Source organism: Nonomuraea sp. NPDC004702 (genome assembly GCF_053601695.1).
The window spans coordinates 107,634-126,831 of sequence record NZ_JBSGCE010000019.1 but is presented as its reverse complement, the minus strand read 5'-3'; the positions used below and the strand labels follow the sequence as shown (position 1 = coordinate 126,831).

Genomic DNA, 19,198 nt, shown 5'->3' with positions numbered 1-19,198 from the left:
ATACGTCCCGTGACACAAACCGGACCTTCCGCCCTTCCAGCGGCAGCGACGTCCCCCGCCGCGGCGCGCGGGTGGTGGGCCGCCGGGGTGGCCGTGGCCGGGGCCGGGATCGCGGTCGCCACCGTGGCGCTGGACGTCGCCGCCGGGGACGTGCGGTTGCCGCCGACGTCGGAGCTGGAGCCCGGGTGGCCGGCCGCGCTGACCGGGCTCGCGCAGCTCGTCCCGGGCGCGCTGCTGCTGCGCCGGCTGCCGCGGCATCCGGTGGCCTGGGTCCTGGCGGTGTTCGGGCTGCTGTGGTTGCTGGACGGGCTCACCGGAAGCTGGGCGACGTACGCCACCTACGTCTCGCCCGGCCTGCCGGGGGCCGCGGCGGCGTACTGGTCCTACTCGCGGTTCGGGGCGTCGCTGCTGCTCGGGCTGCCGCTGCTGATCCTGCTGTTCCCGGACGGCCGGCTGCCGCCGGGGCGGGTGTGGCGGGCGTTGTCGGTGACGAGCCTCGTGCTGACCGGACTGCTCACGGCCCTGCTGGTGACCGCGCCGACGGCGGTGATGGAGCGCTACCACGACCGGGCGATGCCGCCGGAGATCGCGCGGCTGGGCCTCGACTTCCTGTCCGTGGACCTGCCGTACGGGTTCTGGGAGCCGGCGCTGGCGCTGGCGTACGCGTCCGTCCTGGTGAGCCTGGTGGTGCCGTTCGCGTCGATGGTGCGCAGGTACGTGGTCGCCGACGCCGAGCGGCGGGCCCAGATCCGCTGGCTGATGTGGGCCGCGCTGGTGGACATGATCGTGCTCCTGCTGCCGCTGTCGTTGTCCCCGCAGATCCCGGCGGTGCTGCTGACGCTGGCCATCGCGTTCACCGCCGCGGCCGTGGTGGTGGCGGTGACCAAGTACCGCCTGTACGACATCGACCGGCTGCTGTCGGCCACCGTGGCCTACGGCCTGCTCGCCGCGCTCGTGGTGCTCATGGACGTGGTGGTGTTCACGCTGGTGGGCAGCGTCCTCGGGGAACGGGACTCGGCCCTGGCCGCCATCGCGATCGTCGCCGTCCTGTACGCCCCGCTGCGCACCTGGCTGTGGCGGGCGGTGCGCCGGCTGGTGCGCGGCTCCAGGGACGACCCGTACGCCGCGGTCTCGACGCTGGCCGAGCGGCTGGAGCTGGCCACGGACCCGGACGAGCAGCTGCTCGCGGTGGCCACGACGCTGGCGGAGGCGTTCCGGCTGGCCTACGTGCGGGTGGAGATCGAGCGGCCGGGCGGCGAACGTTCCGTGGTGGAGCACGGGTCGCCGCGCGGGCCGTCGGTGTCGCTGCCGGTGGCCTACCGGGGCGAGACCGTGGGGCGGCTGGTGCTGTGTCGTACCGATCTGACCGAGCGGGACCAGCGGCTGCTCGGCGACCTCGTCCGCCAGGCCGCCGCCGCGGCGCGGGCCGTCGAGCTGAGCACCGACCTGCAGCGCATCCGCGCCCGGCTGGTGCTGGCCCGCGAGGAGGAGCGCCGCAGGCTCCGGCGCGACCTGCACGACGGGCTCGGCCCGAGCCTGGGCGCGGTGGCGCTGCGCATCGAGGCGGCCCGCAACCTGGCCGCCGGCGCGCCCGAGCAGGCCGACCGCATCCTGGAGCAGACGGCCGCCGAGGTCGGCGGGGTGCTGGCGGACGTGCGCAGGCTGGTCCACGACCTGCGCCCGCCCGCGCTCGACGAGCTGGGCCTGCTGCGCGCGATCGAGCAGCAGGCCGGCCGGTTCCGCACCGCCGCCCTGGACGTCCGCGTCACCGGCGACGGCCCGCTGGGGGCGCAGGGCGCGCTGCCCGCGGCGGTGGAGGTGGCGGCCTACCGTATCGTGTCCGAAGCGCTGGCCAACGTGGCCAGGCACGCGGGCGCGGCCCGCTGCGACATCACGCTCACCGCGCGGGAGGGGGCGCTTGAGGTGGCGGTACGCGACGACGGCTCGGGCATCGGCCCCGACGTGGCGGCGGGCGTGGGCATGCTCTCGCTGCGCGAGCGCGCCGCCGAGCTGGGCGGCGACTGCCAGGTGAGCTGCCCGCCCGGCGGCGGCACCCTGGTCCTGGCCCGGCTGCCGATGCGGGTGGAGGCGGCGGATGTCTAGCCGGGAGCCGATGCGGGTGGAGGCCGCCGATGTCTGACCAGGAGCCGATCAGGGTCCTGCTGGCCGACGACCATCCGGTCTACCGCGACGGGCTCGCGCTGCTGCTCGGCTCGATCCCGGGCATCGAGGTGGCCGGCACCGCCGCCGACGGCCCCGAGGCGGTCGAGCGCGCCGCCGACCTCCAGCCGGACGTCGTGGTGATGGACGTCCGCATGCCGAGGCTCGACGGCATCGAGGCCACCAGGCGGATCGTGGCCGACAGCCCGCACGTCGCCGTCGTCGTGCTGACCATGTCGGAGGAGGACGCCACGCTGTTCGCCGCGATGCGCGCGGGGGCCCGCGGCTACCTGCTCAAGGGCGCGGGCCAGGGCGAGATCGTCCGAGCGATCACCGCGGTCGCGCACGGCGAGGCGATCTTCGGCCCGGCGGTGGCGCTGCGCGTCGCCGAGTTCTTCCAGGGGGCCGCCGCGGCCTCCGGCGACCCGGTCTTCCCGCAGCTCACGCCGCGCGAGCGGGAGATCCTGTCGCTGGTGGCGGCCGGCCGCTCGAACGCGCAGATCGCCTCGGCCCTGTTCCTGTCGCCGAAGACCGTGCGCAACAACGTCTCCAACATCTTCGCCAAGCTCCACGTCGCCGACCGCGCCGAGGCCATCGTCCGCGCCCGCGACGCGGGGCTCGGGAAGTGAGCCGTTCGGGGCTCCCGTACGTCATAGAGGTATGAAGATTCGGCGAATCGTGCTTCTGCCGGCGCTCGCGCTGGCCGTCACGGCCTCCGCGCTGCCCGCCGAGGCGGTGACCACGCAGCGGAAGGTGCTGGTCGACCTGCGCGAGGAGGGCGGCTTCGCGGGGCTGCTGAACCGCGTGACGGTCTACACCGACGGCTGCTTCCGGCTCAGCCGCCGCACCGGCCCGGTGGTGACCAAATGCCTCACGGCCAGGGAACACCGCCAGCTGCGCGGCTATCTGAAGGAGCTGAGGATCGGCCGGTCCGAACGCCCGCCGCAGGGCGCGGACTTCCTCAAGTACACGCTGACCCACAAGGGCCACCACGCCACGCGGTACACGCTGCCCCGCACGTGGAAGCCGGTGGTGGCGCACCTGGACAAGGTCCTCGTCAAGTACTGGGCTCCGGACTGACCGTAAACCCTCTCCATCAAGCGATTGACCAAGGGGGCGGGACGGAACTACGGTCGGTCGTATGAGACCTGCCGACAGCGGACAGCCGGCCGTGATCCTCAAGGCGGCCACCCAGCTCTTCGCCGCGCTCGGCTACGACGGCACCTCGACGCGTCAGATCGCCGACGCGGCGGGGATGAACATCGCCACCGTCAACTACCACGTGGGCGGCAAGCGGGAGCTGTACCTGGCCGTCATGGAACGTGCGCACCGGGCGGAGAAGGCGGCGCTGGACAAGGCGCTCGCCCAGCTGCCCGGTGACGACCCGGTCGCCTCCATCCACCGCCTGGTGGACGACTACCTCGACTTCTGCGCGGACAACCCGGAGATCCCCGCGCTGTGGATGCACCGCTGGCTCTCCGACGCGAGCGACATCACCGAGCTGGAACGCCAGTACGTCCAGCCCCTGGTCTCCGCCGTCACCGGCGCGCTGCGCCCGGCGGTCGAGGCCGGCGTGATCGACGGCACGGTCGACCTGGAGTACGCCATGTGGACGGTCATCTGGTCGATCCACGGCTTCGCCAAGGGCGGCGTGCTCGACGCCGACGGCCGCCGCAGGGGCGCGGGCGACCGGGCCGCGCTGCGCCGCTTCCGCGCCCACCTCCACCTCACCCTCCACCGCACCCTCGCCCTCCCCGGCGACCCGCGACCCCTTCCAGGCGACCCGCGAACCCTTCCAGGCGACCCGCGAACCGCCCTGCCCGACACCCCCGAAAGCCCTCTGCCCGACACCCCCGACAGCCCTCTGCCTGGCGCCTCCGGAAACCCCCTGCCCGGCGACCCGCGATGACCGCGGCGGACATCGGCCGGCTCGGGCGCGGACGGCTGCTCGGCTACGGCGTCGGCTCGGTCGGCACCGGCGTGTTCTCCGCCGTCCCCGGCCTGCTGCTGCTCTACTACCTGACCGACATGCTCGGCGTGCCCGCCGCCGTCGCGGGCGCCGTCCTGGTCGCGCCGAAGATCTGGGACGTGCTGCTCAACCCGCTCGTCGGCGCCGCCAGCGACCGCGAGGCCGTGCGCACCGGCCGCCGGACGCGGCTGCTGGCGGTCGGCGCGGCCACGCTGCCGGTGGCGTTCGCGCTGATGTTCGCCGTGCCCGGCGGCGTCGCGGGCGGCGTCGGCGGGGCCGCGTGGTCCGGGGTGGCGTTCCTGCTGGCCGCGACCGCCTTCGCGAGTTTCCAGGTGCCGTACGTGGCGCTGCCGGCCGAGATGTCGGCGAGCCCGGCCGAGCGGACCAGGATCATGTCGTGGCGGGTGGTCTGCCTGACCGTCGGCATCCTGGTCGCGGGCGGCCTGGCCCCCGCCGTGGTGGACCTGGCGGGCGGCGGCCGGCCGGGGTACGCGGTCATGGGCGTCGCGATCGGCCTGGTCATGGCCGCCGCCCTGGTGGCCGCCACGCTGGGCACGCGGTGGGTGTCGTCGCGTCCGGGGCCCCGGCAGCTCGGCCCGGCGGCGGCCTTCCGGCTGGCCCGGGGCAACCGGCCGTTCTTCGCGCTGCTGGCGGCGTTCGTCACGCAGGCGCTCGGGGTGGCGGTGATGCTGGCGGGCGCCCCGTACGTGGCCTCGTACCGGCTGGGCGACTACGGGCTGACCTCGGTGATGTTCGTCTGCCTGGTGGGCCCGAGCATGCTCGCCGTGCCGGCCTGGGCCCGGCTGGCCCGCGCGTACGGGACCGTGCGCTGCTACCTGGCCTCCTCCGCCGGGTTCGCCGTCGTGGCGCTCGCCCTGGTCCCCGCCATCGCGGCAGGCAGCCTGGCCGCCACGCTGGCGCTGACCGCGCTGGCGGGGGTCTGCTACGCCGCGCTGCAACTGCTGCCGTTGTCGCTGCTGCCCGACACCGTGCACGCCGACGCCGCCCGTACCGGCCACGCCCAGGCCGGCGCGTTCACCGGCCTGTGGACGGCCGGCGAGACCGCCGGGCTCGCGCTCGGCCCCGGCCTGTTCGCGCTGGTCCTGGCGCTGTCGGGGTTCGTCTCCGCGCCCGTGGAGTCGCCCGTCGCCCAGCCGGCCGGCGCGCTGACCGGGCTGCTGCTCGGCTTCACCGCGCTGCCCGCCCTGCTCATGCTGATCAGCCTGCCGTTCGTCGTCCGCTACGGCCGGCTCGCCCTCGACCCCGCCGTCGCCCCCGCCAAGGAGAACGTGTGACCCTCCCCCTGTCCGGAAGAACCGCCGAGGACCTGCTGTCCGAGGTGGCCAGGATGAAGCAGCACGACCTGCCGGTGCGGGGCGGGCAGGTGACCGCGTACGTCTACGACACCGGCCGGCCCGAGGTGCACGAGGCGGCGGCCCGCGCGTACGCCGAGATGCTGGAGGTCAACTGCCTGGACCCGACGGCGTTCCCGAGCATCGTCGAGATGGAGAAGCAGGTCGTGGGCGCGGTCGCCGACCTGCTCGGCGGCGGCCACGGCGTCTTCACCAGCGGCGGCACCGAGTCGATCATGCTGGCGGTCAAGGCGGCCAGGGACGCGGCCGGGCGGCCCGGCGCCAACCTCGTGCTGCCGGTGACCGCCCATCCGGCCTTCCACAAGGCGGCCCACTACCTGGGCCTGCGGGTCAAGGCCGTGCCGGTGGACCTGGAGACGTACAAGGTGCGGGTGGCGGACGTCGCGGCGGCGATCGACGAGGACACGGTCCTGGTGGTGGTCTCGGCGCCGTCGTACCCGCAGGGCGTGATCGACCCGGTCGCGGAGGTCGCCGCCGTTGCGGCCGAGGCGGGCGTGGCCTGCCACGTGGACGCGTGCGTGGGCGGCTGGCTGCTGCCGTGGCTGCGGGAGGCGGGGGCCGACGTGCCGCCGTTCGACCTGTCGGTGCCGGGGGTCACCTCGCTCTCCTGCGACCTGCACAAGTTCGGCTACGCGCCGAAGGGCGCCTCGGTGGTGCTGTTCGCCGACCCGGCGACGCGGCGCAAGGCGTACTTCGCCTCGGCCGCCTGGCCGGGTTACACGATCATCAACGCCACCGTGCAGAGCTCCAGGTCGGCCGGGCCGCTCGGCGGCGCGTGGGCCACGCTCCAGGCGCTCGGCCGGGAGGGCTACGTGGAGCTCGGCCGCGCCACCCTCAAGGCGGCGACCCGGCTCAGGGAGGGCATCGCCGCGATCCCCGGCCTGCGGGTCCTGGGCGCGCCCGAGTCGTCGCTGGTGGCCTTCGCCGGGGACGACCTCGACGTGTTCGTGCTGGCCGACGCGGCCCGCGAGCGCGGCTGGTTCCTGCAACCGCAGCTCTCCTACGCAGGGATCCCCGCGAACCTGCACGTCACGGTCACCGGCGTGACGCTGAACGGCGTGGAGGCGATGCTCAGGGTGATCGCCGACGCGGCGGAGGCGGCCCGGCTGCGCGGCCCCGCCGTGGTCCCTGACGGCCTGGTCGAGCTGATCGCCGACCTGGACCTGGACGCCCTGGACGACGCGACCTTCGCCGAACTGGCCGCCTCGGTGGGCGTGGACCTGCGTCCGGGCGCGGGCCAGCCGGGCATGGCGGTGGTCAACGCCGTCCTGGACGCCCTCCCGGCCGAGACCAGGGAAGCCCTCCTGCTCCGCTTCCTGTCGGTGATGTACGCCTCCTGACGGGCTCAGGACAGGTCGAACTCCCCCTTGGCGGCCCCGTCGAGGAAGGCAAGCCATTCGTCCCGGGTGAAGGCCAGAACCGGGCCTTCACCCCGGTCCTTGGTGTCCCTGACGAGAACGCTGTCATCCGCCCGCCGCATCACCTCGACACAGCTCCCGCCGTTGTCGCCCGACGCCGTGGCCTTGGTCCATTCGCCCGTACGGAGACCGCTCGCCTCACTCATAGCTCTCCATCACCTCACGGATGATCTCGCGGCTCCTGTCCACGGGATACGCCATGCCGGACAGGGCCTCCCATCGCACAATAAGCGCTCACACTGAACTGGCACGGCGTGATCGGGCCGGCTGTCCAGGAGGGTGGCACCTCGCAGGCGCCGAGGCATCCGATGGTCAACGCCGTCCTGGACACCCTCCCGGCGCTCAGGACAGGTCGAACTCCCCCTTGGCGGCACCGTCGAGGAAGGCGAGCCATTCGTCCCGGGTGAAGGCCAGAACCGGGCCTTCACCCCGGTCCTTGGTGTCCCTGACGAGAACGCCGTCATCCGGTTGCCGCATCACCTCGACACAGCTCCCGCCGTTTCCCCCCGACGCCGTCGCCTTGACCCATACGCCCGTACGGAGACCGCTCGCGTCACTCATCACAGGGCCTCCCATGGCACGATTCAGTGGTCGAACTCACCGTCTCTCACTCCGTCGAGAAATGCGCGCCATTCGGCAGGAGCAAAACGGAGTACGGGGCCGCTTCTGTCCTTGCTGTCACGGACGGCGATGATTCCGGGGATATTCGTCGCGACCTCGACACAGTTCCCGCCATTACCACCGCTACGGGAACTCTTTCTCCATACCGCCTGCGAGAGGTCCGCGTGGATCAGGTCTGGAGTTTCCATCGGTCTCGGGCTTCCTCAATCATTTCCAGCGACTGTCCGGGACGGTATGCCTCTGCCCGTATCCTGTCATATCTCTTCCAGATAGGCGCAACGACCTCGTAACTCGCTGAGACCTCGCCTCGGCCCGCGGAATCCACAGAGACGGCCGTGGGGGCGTCGGGCAGCTCCGCGATGATGAAGCTTGACAGCAGGCCGGCGGTACAGGGCGTTTCGAAGGGCACCAGCTGCACAGTCGCGTACGGCCGGTTGGCGATTTCGACCAGGTGGTCGAGCTGCGCGGCCATCACCTGCCGGGTGCCAAGAGGGCGGCGCAGGACCATCTCGTCGAGAAGGATCCACAGAGTGGGCGGTGTGTCGGCGTCAAGGATCAGCTGGCGGCGCATACGGGCGTTGACGCCATCGTCCACGTCCTGCTCGGAGGTGCCCGCCAGGTCGCCGCGGAAGACCGCCCGCGCGTAGTCCTCGGTCTGGAGCAGGCCAGGGATCAGAAGCGGATCCCAGCTTCTGAGCACGGTCGCCGCCGGCTCGATCTCGTCCGTCCATCTCAGGTACCAGCCAGGGCCGGAGGGAGACGTGATGCTGCGGCACAGGCGGGCGAAGCGGTCGCCGGTCGCGAACACCTGATCACAGCCTGCGGCGAAATCGGGCTTCGGCGTACGGTCCCCCTTCTCGATGTGCGCGATCAGGGAGGAGGAGCAGCCGAGGCGTCTGCCTAACACGACTTGCGTGAGGTCGTGCTCTCTGCGGGTTCGCGCCAGCTCCTTGCCGAAGCGCTGCACGGGAGTCAGCCGTGGATCAAGGTCGTTCGACATGGTGGCCCCTCACCCGCTCGACTCCTTCGGCTCGGCGGACACTTGACAACAGTTGACAGAATGCCCCACGTTCTGGAGCCTTTTGGGTCTCGATTGTGAGCGGGATTCTGCTCCGACTAAAGCATCTCCGTGGGCAAACTGAATGTCAAAGTTCCGCATCGAACAAGCCCATGACACGAGGGCGACAGTGTTGTGGCACGCCTGGGGTTTTCATGACAATTCTCAAGACGGATCAACGCGACAATCCACTCATTTACGCGAGGGCGAAATGACCGTCCCTTCATCGAGAGCTCACGGGTCTCCGAACCCCCCGTACGCGGGCGTCAGGGTGTGGATGGTCGACGAGCTCGACGATCCGGCGATGCTGCCCCGCCTGGCACGTGCCGAGTTGAGGACATGGCTACGGCCGGACCACGAGGCCCTGGACGATCTGCGACTGGTCGCCACGGAGCTGATTGCCAACGCCTTGCAGCACGCGGCGGCGCACTGGGTGGGGATGCGTCTCACTCCGGAGCGCGGGTTCTGGCGGCTGGCCGTGACCGATCCAGGGCTGAACGGGCTGGTTCCGCGCCCCCGCACACCCGCGGACACGGAGGAGTCGGGGCGCGGGCTCCGCGTGGTGCACGAGCTCAGCCGCGGACTGTGGGGCACCCATCGAGGCGACGCCGGGGAGCGGGTCGTGTGGGCGTTGCTGCGCCGGTAGGGGAGTTTCGATACTCGGGTTGCGAAATGTCGCCCTCCGGGATTACGCTACTCAGGTAGCGAAAAGGAGGCAGGGCATGGTGGGACGGCCGCGCAGGAGTGACGTCGACGAGGGTGTGCTCAGGGCCGCCACCGAGCTGCTGCTCGCGCGCGGCTACGCCGGCCTGTCCCCCGACGAGGTCGCCGAGCGGGCCGGCATCGCCAAGACCACGCTCTACCGCCGCTGGCCGACCAAGGACCACCTGGCCCTGGCCGTCGTCAACCGGCTCCAGGACCACGACGAGATCACCGACACCGGCGACATCCGCCGCGATCTGCCCGCGTACCTGGAGAAGATCGCGGCCGGGCTCAACCGGATGCGCGCGGCGGGCCGCGCGCCCGGCGACGACGACGGGTCGGCGGGCACGGTGGCCGAGCTCGTGGCCGCCGCCGCCCGCCACGCCGACGTCGGCGAGCTGGAGCGGCAGATGTACGCCCGCCGCAACACCCTGGCCCGCGCCCTGCTCGAACGGGCCAGGGACCGCGGCCAGCTACGCGCCGACCTCGACGTGGAGGCCCTGTTCGACCAGCTCGCCGGGGCCCTGTACTACCGCGTCCTGATCACCGGCCTGCCCGTCGGCCGCGCCTACGCCGAACGCCTCGTGGAGACAGCACTCCGCGGCGCCCTCTCCGAGAACGGATAGCACCATGTCGCTCATCGACCCCCGCAGCACCGCCGTCATCCGCTCCGTCGACGCCGAGGTCGTCGGCGGCCCGCCCAGCACCGGCCGCATGCTCCTCGACTCCAGCGCCACCGGCGGCGCCCTGAGCACCGTGCGCATCACGCTCGGCGCGGGCGCCGACGGCGCCGTGCCGCACACCCACACCACCGCCTCCGAAATGTTCTACGTCCTCGACGGCCGGGCGCAGGTGCTGGCCGGCGACGAGGTGATCACCCTGGAGCAGGGCGACGTCGCCGTCGTCCCGCCCCACGTGGCCCACGCCTTCGCCGCGGCCCCGGGCGCCGAGGCCGACCTGCTGATCGTCATCACGCCGGGCGTCGAGCGGTTCGAGTACTTCCGCCTGCTGGCCCGGCTGAAGACCGGCGAGGCCACGCTCGAAGAGCTGCTGGCCTCGCAGGACCGCTTCGACAACCACTTCATCGACAGCCCCGCCTGGGCGAAGGCCCGCTCCTGACGGGTCAGACCTTGGTGATGCGCACGGCGTCGGCGATCACGTAGCCGGTCGCCGAGGTCCACCGGCTCACCCCGACCACGTTGTACGTCCCGGCCGCCAGCGTGTACGTCCCCAGCACCCGCCACGCCCCGCCGCCGGTGCGCTGGTCGACGTTGACCGTCTGGTTGCCGCCCGAGGCCGCCACGATGTGCGGCGCGGAGCCGTTGTAGCCCGCGTTGGCCGGGTACCAGACCTCCACCCGGTAGCTGCCCGCGCTCGGGATCGCCGCCCGGAACCAGGCCGGGTCGCTGGCCGCGACCGGGTCGGCGAAGCGGTAGTCGGCGCCGTTGGCCTGGGTGGAGTAGCTGGAGGTGCCCCAGGAGGAGGAGGCCGTGAAGCCGGCGTCGGCGTTGTCGATCACGACGCTGAAGCCGCCCGTGCCGCCCGCCGACCGGCCCTCGCTCGGCGCGCTCTCCTGGTGGGTCCTGCTCAGCGCGGTCACGTAGTAGGTGGACGCCCCGCCGCCGGGGTCGGTGTAGGACTTCTGCCTGGTCGTGCCGATCAGGTTGCGGGCGTCGGCGAAGAAGCACGGATCGGCCGAGGGCGGGGTGCCGGCCACGCGGTAGACCGCGTACGCCGTGCCGGAGCCGGTCCAGGTGAGCTGGACGCCGTTCGAGCCCGCGGTGGCCGCGGTGATCGCGGGCGCGGCGGGCGCGGCCCCTGAGCCCCTGGCGGGCAGCAGGGCGGGCTTGGCGTAGTGGTCGGCGACCAGCTTGGTGATCGCCCCGATCCGGTCGGCCTTGATGTCCTTGGCGCTGAAGTACACGTCACCGGCGATCTCGGGATGTTTCCTGTTGTCGTACAGGTGGTCGCTCAGCTCGGCCGGGTCCTGCCAGGCGGCCTCCTGGCCCGCGGCGCCGGCCCGGTACGCGGCCTGCCCCACGACGAGCTGCACGCCGGTGCCGCGCACGACGTCCGACCACCACGCGGTGAGCACCTCGTAGGCGGCCGTCGAGAACCCGATGTGCCAGTAGATCTGCGGCGCCAGGTAGTCGATCCAGCCCTGCTTGACCCACTGCCGGCTGTCGGCGTAGATCGCGTCGTAGGACTGGAGGCCGGAGGTGCGCGAGCCGAGCGGGTCGGTCGAGGAGTTGCGCCAGATCCCGAACGGGCTGATCCCGAACGACACCCACGACTTGGCGGTGTGGATGCGCTGGCCGAGCTCGCGGACGAGCAGGTTGACGTTGTCCCGCCGCCAGTCGGCGATGTTCGGGAACGCGCCGCCGTACTGGGCGTAGGCGGCCGAGTCCGGGATGGCCTGGCCGCTGACGGGATAGGGGTAGAAGTAGTCGTCGAGGTGCACGCCGTCCACGTCGTAGCGGGTGACGGCGTCCATGATCGCGTCCTCGATGAAGTCGCGGACCGCCGGGATGCCCGGGTTGTAGTAGAGCTTCCCGCCGTAGGCGAAGCGCCAGTCGGGGTGCTGCCGCGCGGGGTGCGTGGAGATCAGCTTGGTCGGGTCGTCGTTGTTGGCGACCCGGTACGGGTTGAACCAGGCGTGGAACTCCAGGTTCCGCGCGTGGGCCTCGCCGACCATGAACGCCAGCGGGTCGTAGCCGGGGTTCGTCCCCTGGGTGCCGGTCAGCCATTGCGACCACGGCTCGTACGGCGACGGCCAGAACGCGTCCGCCGTCGGCCTGACCTGCACGATCACGGCGTTCATGCGCTTGGCGACGGCCAGGTCGAGCCAGGCCCGGAACTCGGCCTGCTGGGCGGAGACGCTGAGCCCGGTACGGCTCGGCCAGTCGATGTTGGCGACCGAGGAGATCCACATGGCCCGGAGCTGCCGCTTGGGCGTCGCGGGATCGGTCGCGCAGGCGGCCGCTGCGGAAGAGGAGGTGGGGGCTGCGGAGGCGGGGACGGGAGCCACGGCGGTGACGACAGCGGTGACGACGGCGGCGGTGAGCGCCGCCAGGACGGTACGCAGGAGCGCGGTCACGAAAGGAAGTTTCAGTCCCCTGATCGCGGAGCGCAATAGTTTTCAGGGGCCCAACTTTCCGGCCACCCTCCGGTCGGCGGGCGGAAAGTTTCACCTAACACGTCTGTAATGTCAATTATCGACATTGTGTCAGGGGTGACATACCTTGGGCCGCATTCGGCGGCCAAACGCGGGGCCGCGGACCCGCGCCCGCGTTCCACCCGTCACCCCCCAACGAGGAGCACCCCCATGATTCTCGCCCGCACGCGATTAGCTGCCCTCGCCACCTCCGCCCTGACCGTCGCCCTGATCACCGCGGGCCAGCCCGCCGCCCAGGCCGCCCGGGAGCCCGCGCTGCCTGCCGCGTTCGCCAAGGCCGCCTCGGCCAGCGACGTACCCCGCGATCTGCTGGTCGCACTCGCCTACGCCGAGACCCACCTCGACGACCACCAGGGCAAGCCCAGCGCCAGTGGCGGCTACGGCCTGATGCACCTGGTCAGCAACCCCACCACCCACGCGCTGGAGAAGGCCGCCCAGCTCACCAGCCTGCCGGTCGAGAAGCTGCGCTCCGACAACGCCGCCAACATCCTCGGCGGCGCCGCCCTGCTCCGCTCCTACGCCGACGAGCTCGGCCTCGACGACGCCGGCCGCAAGGACGCCGGCCGCTGGTACCAGGCCGTCGCCAAGTACGGCAACGCCTCCTCGCCGGAGATCGCCCGGCTGTACGCCGACTCGGTCTACGAGCAGCTCGGCCTCGGCATCACGGCCCGCGGCGTGACGGTCAAGCCCCAGGAGGTCACCGCCGACCGCGGCGACTACGCCAAGGCCCGCGACCTGAGCGCCCAGGGCGACGTCGGCGTGCTCAGCACCGACTACGGGCCGGCCGCCTGGGTCCCGGCCAGCTCCAGCAACTACACCGCCTCCAGCCGGCCGTCGAGCTACGCGATCGACCGCGTGGTCATCCACGTGACGCAGGGCTCGTACGCCGGGACGATCTCCTGGTTCCAGAACTCGGCCGCACAGGTGTCGGCGCACTACGTCGTGAAGTCGTCCAACGGCGCCATCACCCAGATGGTGCGCGAGAAGGACATCGCCTGGCACGCCGGCAACTGGACGTACAACACCAGGTCGATCGGCATCGAGCACGAGGGCTACGTCAGCGAGTCCTCGTGGTTCACCGACGCCATGTACCGCGCGTCGGCGGCCCTGACCAAGGCCATCTGCGACAAGTACGGCATCCCGAAGGACCGCGCCCACATCATCGGGCACAACGAGGTTCCCGGGGCCGACCACACCGATCCGGGGCCGTACTGGAACTGGACCACGTACATGAACTACGTGACCGGCGGCGGCACGCCCTCGTGGTCCACCACGGTGGACAACGCCACCTCCGGCCAGTTCACCGCCAGCGCCAACTGGGGCACCTCCGCCTACTCCAGCCAGCGTTACGGCGCCGACTACCGCTTCTCCGACCCGGTCGCGGCCAGCGACCCCGCCTGGTACCAGGCCGCGATCCCCAGCGCGGGCACGTACAAGGTCGAGGTCTGGTACCCGTCGGATCCGGGCTACAACAGCTCGGCGCCGTACATCGTGGCGGCCTCGGGCGGCAACCAGACCGTCTTCGTGGACCAGCGCTCCGGCGGCGGAGGCTGGCGCAGCATCGGCACCTTCTCGCTGAACGCCGGCACCTACAACGTCGTCGGCGTCAGCCGGTGGACGGCCGGCACGGGCCTCGTCATCGCCGACGCGGTCCGCATCAGCAAGGTCTGACGGGCCCGGGCCCGGCGGTCCGGGCGCGGTCCGGGCAGGTCCCGGGCAGGTCCGGAAGGCCCTAGCCACCGAAACCGGCTCACACCCTCTCCCCCGGGGGTGTGAGCCATTTCACTTTGCCAATCATGTAATCGATTTCATAAGCTGCCGTGTAATCGATTACACGGAGGAACGATGGCAAGGATCAAGGACGTCGCCGCGCAGGCCGGTGTCTCCGTCGCCACGGTCTCCCGCGTGCTCAACGACAACCCCTCGGTCAACGAGGAGACCCGGCGCCGAGTTTACGACGCGATGAGCGCGCTCAACTACGTGCCGAACGCCGTCGCCCGCTCCCTGCGCACCACCGCGACCAGGACGATCGGCCTGATCATCGGCGACGTCCTGAACCCGTTCTTCACCGAGCTGGCCAGGAGCGTCGAGGACGAGGCCAGGCGCGAGGGCTTCACGGTCGTCATGGGCAACGCCGACGAGCGCGCCGACCAGCAGGACCACTACGTGCGCACGCTGCTGGAGCAGCGCGTCGACGGGCTGCTGATCTGCCCGACCGCCGAGGTCACGCCGCTGGTGCAGCAGCTCGCCGAGGCCGGCCGGCCGGTGGTGTTCCTCGACCGCACGATCTCCGGGCTCGACGTGCCCTCCGTGCGTTCCGACGGCGCCGCCGCCATCGCCGAGCTGGTCCGCCACCTGCGCGAGCAGGGCCACCGGCGGATCGCCCTGGCCTCCGGCCCGGCCACCCTGTCCACCGGCCGCGAGCGCACGGCCGCCTTCGCCGCCGCGATGGCGGCCGAGGGCCTGGAGGTGCGCCCCGAGTACGTGCGGCCCGGCGACTTCCGCGAGGGCAGCGGCCGGCGCATCACCGCCGAGCTGCTCGACCTGCCCGAGCCGCCCGAGGCGATCTTCTTCGGCGACAACCTGATGACGCTCGGCGGTCTGGAGGAGATCCAGGCCAGGGGCCTGCGCATCCCCGCCGACGTGGCCGTCGCCTCCTTCGACGACGTGACCTGGTTCAAGCACACCGCCCCGCCGATCACCGCCATCGCCCAGCCGACGGCCGAGATGGGGCGCCTGGCCGTGCGGCTCGTGATCGGCCGGATCCAGAGCGGGCAGGCGGCCGACTCGCACGTCCTGCCGGCGCGCCTGGTGATTCGCCGATCATGCGAGCGGAAAGGGATCATGGAGTGACCGCGGAGATACTCAAGGCCGAGGGCCTGCGCAAGGTCTTCCCCGGCGTCGTGGCACTCGACGGCGTCGATCTGAGCCTGCGCGCCGGCGAGGTGCACGTCCTGCTCGGCGAGAACGGCGCGGGCAAGAGCACGCTGATCAAGATCCTGTCGGGCGCGTACCGGCCGGACGGCGGGCACGTCACCGTCGACGGGCAGCCGGTGGACATCCGGTCGGCGGGCGACGCCCAGCGGCTCGGCATCGCCACCATCTACCAGGAGTTCAACCTGGTCCCCCAGCTCACCGTCGCGGAGAACCTGGCGCTCGGCCGCCCGCCGCGCCGCTTCGGGCTGGTGGACAAGAAGCGCATGGAACGGCAGGCCAAGGCGCTGCTCGACCGCGTCGGCGTGGACGTCGACCCGGCGACGCCGATCTCCCGGCTCGGCATCGCCCGCATGCAGATGGTGGAGATCGCCAAGGCGCTCGCGCTCGACGCCCGCGTGCTCATCATGGACGAGCCCACCGCCGTGCTCACCTCCGGCGAGGTCGCCAAGCTGTTCACGATCGTCCGCCAGCTGCGCGACGAGGGCGTCTCGATCGTGTTCATCACCCACCACCTGGAGGAGATCGCCGAGATCGGCGACCGGGTGACCGTGCTGCGCGACGGCAGGTCCGTCACCGAGATCCCCGCCGACACCGCCCAGGACGAGCTGGTCAGGCTCATGGTGGGCCGCCCGATCGACCAGCAGTTCCCGCGGCAGGCCGCCGAACGCGGCGAGGCCCTGCTCAAGGTCTCCGGCCTCGGCCGCAGGGGCGTCTTCGACGACGTCTCGTTCGAGGTGCGCGCGGGCGAGGTGGTCGGTGTCGCCGGGCTGGTCGGCGCCGGCCGCACCGAGGTCGCGCGGGCCGTCTTCGGCGCCGACCGCTACGACACCGGCGAGGTGGTCGTCCGCGGCACCCGCCTGGCGCCCGGCGACGTGCACGCCGCCATGGAGGCCGGGCTCGGCCTGGTCCCCGAGGACCGCAAGGGCCAGGGCCTGGTGCTCGGCGCGGACGTCGCCGAGAACCTGGGCCTGGTCACCATGCGCGCCGCCACCCGCGCCGGCTTCGTCGACCGCGCCGGCCAGCGCAGGGCCGCCGGGAAGGTGGCCGAGCAGCTCGGCATCCGGATGACCGGCCTGGACCAGGAGGTCCGCACGCTGTCCGGCGGCAACCAGCAGAAGGTCGTCATCGGCAAGTGGCTGGTCGCCGACGCGGGCGTGCTCATCCTCGACGAGCCGACCCGCGGCATCGACGTCGGGGCCAAGGTCGAGATCTACCAGCTCATCAACGCGCTCACCGCCTCCGGGCACGCCGTGCTCATGATCTCCAGCGATCTGCCGGAGGTGCTCGGCATGAGCGACCGCATTCTGGTCATGGCCCGCGGCAGGCTCGTCGGCGAGCTGCCCGCGGCCGGGGCCACGCAAGACGACGTCATGGCCCTCGCGGTCACGGATGTGGAGGGTCCCCGTGCCAAGTAGCACCGTTCCGAACAAGCTCACCGGCCGCCGGTCGCCCGCCGCGGCCTGGTTCGCCGAGAACGGCGCGCTCGCCGCGCTCGTCGTGCTGGTCGTGGCGCTGTCGTTGTTGTCCTCCGACTTCCTCAGCGTGACGAACCTGCTCAACGTCGGCGTCCAGGCGGCCGTCACCGCGATCCTGGCCTTCGGGGCCACGTTCGTGATCGTCACCGGCGGCATCGACCTGTCCGTCGGCTCGGTCGCCGCGCTGTCGGCGATCGTGCTGGCCTGGACGGCCACCAGCGCCGGGCTGCCGTGGCCGGTCGCCGTCGTGGTCTCGCTGGCCGTCGGCGTCGTGTGCGGCCTGGTCAACGCCGCCCTGATCGCGTACGGCAAGCTGCCGCCGTTCATCGCCACGCTGGCCATGCTGGGCATCGCCCGCGGTCTGGCGCTGGTCATCTCGCAGGGCAGCCCGATCGCGATGCCCGACTCGGTCTCGCACCTGGGCGACACGCTCGGCGACTACCTGCCGATCCCGGTGCTGGTGATGCTGGTCATGGGCGTGATCGCGGCCGTGGTGCTCAACCGCACGTACCCGGGCCGGGCCATGTACGCCATCGGCGGCAACGAGGAGGCCGCCCGGCTGTCCGGCATCAAGGTCAACCGGCAGAAGCTCATCACGTACGCGCTGTCCGGCGCCTTCGCGGCTGTGGCCGGCATCGTCCTGGCCAGCCGGCTGGCCTCGGCGCAGCCGCAGGCCGCGGCGGGCTACGAACTGGACGCGATCGCGGCCGTCGTCATCGGCGGCGCGAGCCTGTCCGGCGGCAAGGGCAGGGCGCTCGGCACCTTCGTCGGCGCGCTCATCCTCGCCGTGCTGCGCAACGGGCTGAACCTGCTGTCCGTCTCGGCGTTCTGGCAACAGGTCGTGATCGGCGTGGTGATCGCGCTCGCGGTCCTCGTCGACACCCTGCGGCGCAGGGGAACGAACTAGGAAAAGGAAGTAAAGATCATGCGGATTCCCGCGATTGTCATGGCCGGCGCCGCGCTCACGCTCGGCCTGGCCGCCTGCGGCTCCTCCGGCGACGGCGGTTCCGGAGGCTCGTCCTCGGGGGGCGGGGACATCAAGATCGGCATGTCGGTGTCGACCCTGAACAACCCCTACTTCGTGCAGCTGCGCAGCGGCGCGGAGGCGGAGGCCAAGAAGGAGGGCGTCACGCTGACCGTCACCGACGCCCAGAACGACGCCTCCCAGCAGGTGAACCAGGTCCAGAACTTCACCAGCCAGAACATGAAGGCGATCATCGTCAACCCGGTGGACTCCGACGCGGCGGCCCCGGCGGTCAAGGCGGCGGACCGGGTCAAGATCCCGGTGATCGCGGCCGACCGCGGCGTCAACGGCGCCGAGGTGGCCCAGACCGTGGCCTCCGACAACGTGGCCGGCGGCAAGCTGGCCGCCCAGGAGCTGGCCAAGCAGCTCGGCGAGAAGGGCAGCGTGGTCGTGCTGCAGGGCACGGCGGGCACGTCCGCCTCGCGCGACCGGGGCCAGGGCTTCGCCGAGGGCATCGCCGCGTACCCGAACATCAAGGTCGTGGCCAAGCAGCCGGCCGACTTCGACCGCACCAAGGGCCTGGACGTCATGACCAACATGCTCCAGTCGAACCCCGGCATCACCGGCGTCTTCGCCGAGAACGACGAGATGGCGCTGGGCGCGATCAAGGCGCTGGGCGCCAAGGCGGGCCAGCAGGTGAAGGTCGTCGGCTTCGACGGCACCCCCGACGGCCTGAAGGCGGTGCAGGCGGGCACGCTGGCCGCCAGCGTCGCCCAGCAGCCGTCGCTGCTCGGCCAGCAGGCGGTGCAGGCCGCGGTCAAGGCCGCCAAGGGCGAGACCATCGACAAGACGGTGGCCGTGCCCGTCAAGGTGGCGACCAAGGAGAACGTCGCGGACTTCCAGTGAAACGCGCGGGGATTCTGAACGCCGAGCTGGCGGGGGCCATGGCCCGGCTCGGCCACACCGACCAGGTGCTGGTCTGTGACAGCGGGATGCCCGTGCCGCCCGGCGTGCGGGTCGTCGACCTGGCCTTCCTGCCGGGCATCCCGGCCTTCGCCGACGTGCTCGACGGGCTGCTCACCGAGCTCGTCGTCGAGGGGGCCACGGCGGCCGAGGAGGTGCGCGCGGGCAACCCCGGCTGCGCCGAGCTGCTCGCGGCCCGGCTGCCGGGGCTGGCGTACGTGCCGCACGAGGAGCTGAAGCGGCTGTCGGCGGGGGTGCGGCTGGCCGTCCGCACCGGAGAGGCCACGCCGTACGCGAACGTGATCCTGCGGTGCGGGGTGGCGTTCTAGGGACGCCTGCCCCGCGCCCCTGGGAAGCGGGCGGAGGAAGATCTACTCTGGCGTC

General features: G+C 71.9%; 20 protein-coding genes. 15 read left to right on the top strand and 5 right to left on the bottom strand.

Translation table 11 applies throughout. The features are described 5' to 3' along the window. The first annotated feature begins 9 nt into the window (after positions 1-9). The 6 genes from ACWEJ6_RS24285 to ACWEJ6_RS24260 all read left to right on the top strand — a co-directional run bounded on the left by ACWEJ6_RS24285 (position 10) and on the right by ACWEJ6_RS24260 (position 6,842). The gene (locus tag ACWEJ6_RS24285) at positions 10-2,103 is read left to right on the top strand and encodes a histidine kinase (protein WP_452426335.1); all 2,094 of its coding nucleotides are present in this window, start codon (positions 10-12) and stop codon (positions 2,101-2,103) included. A 29-nt stretch (positions 2,104-2,132) separates the two neighbouring features. After that, entirely contained in the window at positions 2,133-2,789 is a 657-nt protein-coding gene (locus ACWEJ6_RS24280) for a response regulator (protein ID WP_452426333.1), read from the top strand. A gap of 31 nt (positions 2,790-2,820) precedes the next feature. After that, positions 2,821-3,240 (top strand): hypothetical protein, encoded by a 420-nt coding sequence (locus tag ACWEJ6_RS24275; RefSeq protein WP_452426331.1) that lies wholly within the window; start codon positions 2,821-2,823, stop codon positions 3,238-3,240. 61 nt (positions 3,241-3,301) lie between these two features. Then, on the top strand, positions 3,302-4,069 hold the full coding sequence (locus tag ACWEJ6_RS24270; RefSeq protein WP_452426329.1) for a TetR/AcrR family transcriptional regulator: 768 nt from the start codon (positions 3,302-3,304) through the stop codon (positions 4,067-4,069). Then, positions 4,066-5,424, top strand: a complete 1,359-nt coding sequence (locus tag ACWEJ6_RS24265; RefSeq protein WP_452426327.1) for an MFS transporter — start codon at positions 4,066-4,068, stop codon at positions 5,422-5,424. The genes ACWEJ6_RS24270 and ACWEJ6_RS24265 overlap by 4 nt, the downstream gene beginning before the upstream one ends. Then, on the top strand, positions 5,421-6,842 hold the full coding sequence (locus ACWEJ6_RS24260) for a pyridoxal phosphate-dependent decarboxylase family protein (protein ID WP_452426325.1): 1,422 nt from the start codon (positions 5,421-5,423) through the stop codon (positions 6,840-6,842). Before ACWEJ6_RS24265 ends, ACWEJ6_RS24260 begins: the two co-directional genes overlap by 4 nt. Before the next feature lie 5 nt (positions 6,843-6,847). Here ACWEJ6_RS24260 and ACWEJ6_RS24255 read toward each other — a convergent pair whose 3' ends face one another. From ACWEJ6_RS24255 to ACWEJ6_RS24240, 4 genes are all read right to left on the bottom strand, one after another. Next, complete coding sequence (locus tag ACWEJ6_RS24255) at positions 6,848-7,066, bottom strand: DUF397 domain-containing protein (RefSeq protein ID WP_452426323.1); 219 nt, start codon at positions 7,064-7,066, stop codon at positions 6,848-6,850. 196 nt (positions 7,067-7,262) lie between these two features. Then, positions 7,263-7,481 carry a DUF397 domain-containing protein gene (locus tag ACWEJ6_RS24250; RefSeq protein WP_452426321.1) on the bottom strand — a complete coding sequence of 73 codons (219 nt, stop codon included), beginning with the start codon at positions 7,479-7,481 and terminating at the stop codon, positions 7,263-7,265. Positions 7,482-7,504: 23 nt separating this feature from the next. Continuing rightward, complete coding sequence (locus ACWEJ6_RS24245) at positions 7,505-7,729, bottom strand: DUF397 domain-containing protein (protein WP_452426319.1); 225 nt, start codon at positions 7,727-7,729, stop codon at positions 7,505-7,507. Then, positions 7,711-8,541, bottom strand: a complete 831-nt coding sequence (locus ACWEJ6_RS24240; protein ID WP_452426317.1) for a helix-turn-helix domain-containing protein — start codon at positions 8,539-8,541, stop codon at positions 7,711-7,713. The genes ACWEJ6_RS24245 and ACWEJ6_RS24240 overlap by 19 nt, the downstream gene beginning before the upstream one ends. A 334-nt stretch (positions 8,542-8,875) precedes the next feature. On the opposite strand from ACWEJ6_RS24240, the gene ACWEJ6_RS24235 reads away from it, so the two are divergent. The 3 genes from ACWEJ6_RS24235 to ACWEJ6_RS24225 all read left to right on the top strand — a co-directional run bounded on the left by ACWEJ6_RS24235 (position 8,876) and on the right by ACWEJ6_RS24225 (position 10,419). Then, positions 8,876-9,244 carry an ATP-binding protein gene (locus tag ACWEJ6_RS24235; protein ID WP_452426315.1) on the top strand — a complete coding sequence of 123 codons (369 nt, stop codon included), beginning with the start codon at positions 8,876-8,878 and terminating at the stop codon, positions 9,242-9,244. Positions 9,245-9,320: 76 nt separating this feature from the next. Continuing rightward, on the top strand, positions 9,321-9,926 hold the full coding sequence (locus ACWEJ6_RS24230; RefSeq protein ID WP_358291749.1) for a TetR/AcrR family transcriptional regulator: 606 nt from the start codon (positions 9,321-9,323) through the stop codon (positions 9,924-9,926). Between the two features lie 4 nt (positions 9,927-9,930). Continuing rightward, positions 9,931-10,419, top strand: a complete 489-nt coding sequence (locus ACWEJ6_RS24225; RefSeq protein WP_452426313.1) for a cupin domain-containing protein — start codon at positions 9,931-9,933, stop codon at positions 10,417-10,419. A 4-nt stretch (positions 10,420-10,423) separates the two neighbouring features. Here the strand turns inward: ACWEJ6_RS24225 and ACWEJ6_RS24220 are convergent, their stop codons facing one another. Beyond that, positions 10,424-12,397, bottom strand: a complete 1,974-nt coding sequence (locus ACWEJ6_RS24220) for a family 10 glycosylhydrolase (protein ID WP_452426311.1) — start codon at positions 12,395-12,397, stop codon at positions 10,424-10,426. Between the two features lie 228 nt (positions 12,398-12,625). Between ACWEJ6_RS24220 and ACWEJ6_RS24215 the strand changes: the two genes are divergently transcribed. The 6 genes from ACWEJ6_RS24215 to rbsD all read left to right on the top strand — a co-directional run bounded on the left by ACWEJ6_RS24215 (position 12,626) and on the right by rbsD (position 19,143). Next, positions 12,626-14,146: a golvesin C-terminal-like domain-containing protein gene (locus ACWEJ6_RS24215; RefSeq protein ID WP_452426309.1), complete on the top strand. Its 1,521-nt coding sequence runs from the start codon at positions 12,626-12,628 to the stop codon at positions 14,144-14,146. Positions 14,147-14,320: 174 nt separating this feature from the next. Beyond that, the gene (locus tag ACWEJ6_RS24210; protein WP_352358770.1) at positions 14,321-15,328 is read left to right on the top strand and encodes a LacI family DNA-binding transcriptional regulator; all 1,008 of its coding nucleotides are present in this window, start codon (positions 14,321-14,323) and stop codon (positions 15,326-15,328) included. Beyond that, positions 15,325-16,827, top strand: coding sequence for a sugar ABC transporter ATP-binding protein (locus ACWEJ6_RS24205; RefSeq protein ID WP_358291741.1), 1,503 nt, complete (start codon positions 15,325-15,327; stop codon positions 16,825-16,827). The genes ACWEJ6_RS24210 and ACWEJ6_RS24205 overlap by 4 nt, the downstream gene beginning before the upstream one ends. Beyond that, positions 16,817-17,794 (top strand): ABC transporter permease, encoded by a 978-nt coding sequence (locus ACWEJ6_RS24200; RefSeq protein WP_352320688.1) that lies wholly within the window; start codon positions 16,817-16,819, stop codon positions 17,792-17,794. Before ACWEJ6_RS24205 ends, ACWEJ6_RS24200 begins: the two co-directional genes overlap by 11 nt. An 18-nt stretch (positions 17,795-17,812) precedes the next feature. Beyond that, complete coding sequence (locus tag ACWEJ6_RS24195; RefSeq protein WP_352358764.1) at positions 17,813-18,757, top strand: substrate-binding domain-containing protein; 945 nt, start codon at positions 17,813-17,815, stop codon at positions 18,755-18,757. Further along, positions 18,754-19,143, top strand: coding sequence for a D-ribose pyranase (gene rbsD, locus ACWEJ6_RS24190; RefSeq protein WP_452426306.1), 390 nt, complete (start codon positions 18,754-18,756; stop codon positions 19,141-19,143). The genes ACWEJ6_RS24195 and rbsD overlap by 4 nt, the downstream gene beginning before the upstream one ends. The last annotated feature ends 55 nt before the right edge of the window (positions 19,144-19,198 follow it).

What these genes read in the sequence shown, in the direction of transcription:
- ACWEJ6_RS24280 (WP_452426333.1), top strand. Translation starts at nt 2,133, where the DNA reads ATGTCTGACCAGGAGCCGATCAGGGTCCTGCTGGCCGACGACCATCCG.
- ACWEJ6_RS24270 (WP_452426329.1), top strand. Translation starts at nt 3,302, where the DNA reads ATGAGACCTGCCGACAGCGGACAGCCGGCCGTGATCCTCAAGGCGGCC.
- ACWEJ6_RS24240 (WP_452426317.1), bottom strand. Translation starts at nt 8,541, where the DNA reads ATGTCGAACGACCTTGATCCACGGCTGACTCCCGTGCAGCGCTTCGGC.
- ACWEJ6_RS24195 (WP_352358764.1), top strand. Translation starts at nt 17,813, where the DNA reads ATGCGGATTCCCGCGATTGTCATGGCCGGCGCCGCGCTCACGCTCGGC.
- ACWEJ6_RS24250 (WP_452426321.1), bottom strand. Translation starts at nt 7,481, where the DNA reads ATGAGTGACGCGAGCGGTCTCCGTACGGGCGTATGGGTCAAGGCGACG.
- ACWEJ6_RS24275 (WP_452426331.1), top strand. Translation starts at nt 2,821, where the DNA reads ATGAAGATTCGGCGAATCGTGCTTCTGCCGGCGCTCGCGCTGGCCGTC.
- ACWEJ6_RS24235 (WP_452426315.1), top strand. Translation starts at nt 8,876, where the DNA reads ATGGTCGACGAGCTCGACGATCCGGCGATGCTGCCCCGCCTGGCACGT.
- ACWEJ6_RS24230 (WP_358291749.1), top strand. Translation starts at nt 9,321, where the DNA reads ATGGTGGGACGGCCGCGCAGGAGTGACGTCGACGAGGGTGTGCTCAGG.
- ACWEJ6_RS24265 (WP_452426327.1), top strand. Translation starts at nt 4,066, where the DNA reads ATGACCGCGGCGGACATCGGCCGGCTCGGGCGCGGACGGCTGCTCGGC.
- ACWEJ6_RS24245 (WP_452426319.1), bottom strand. Translation starts at nt 7,729, where the DNA reads ATGGAAACTCCAGACCTGATCCACGCGGACCTCTCGCAGGCGGTATGG.
- ACWEJ6_RS24210 (WP_352358770.1), top strand. Translation starts at nt 14,321, where the DNA reads ATGGCAAGGATCAAGGACGTCGCCGCGCAGGCCGGTGTCTCCGTCGCC.
- ACWEJ6_RS24215 (WP_452426309.1), top strand. Translation starts at nt 12,626, where the DNA reads ATGATTCTCGCCCGCACGCGATTAGCTGCCCTCGCCACCTCCGCCCTG.
- ACWEJ6_RS24255 (WP_452426323.1), bottom strand. Translation starts at nt 7,066, where the DNA reads ATGAGTGAGGCGAGCGGTCTCCGTACGGGCGAATGGACCAAGGCCACG.
- ACWEJ6_RS24225 (WP_452426313.1), top strand. Translation starts at nt 9,931, where the DNA reads ATGTCGCTCATCGACCCCCGCAGCACCGCCGTCATCCGCTCCGTCGAC.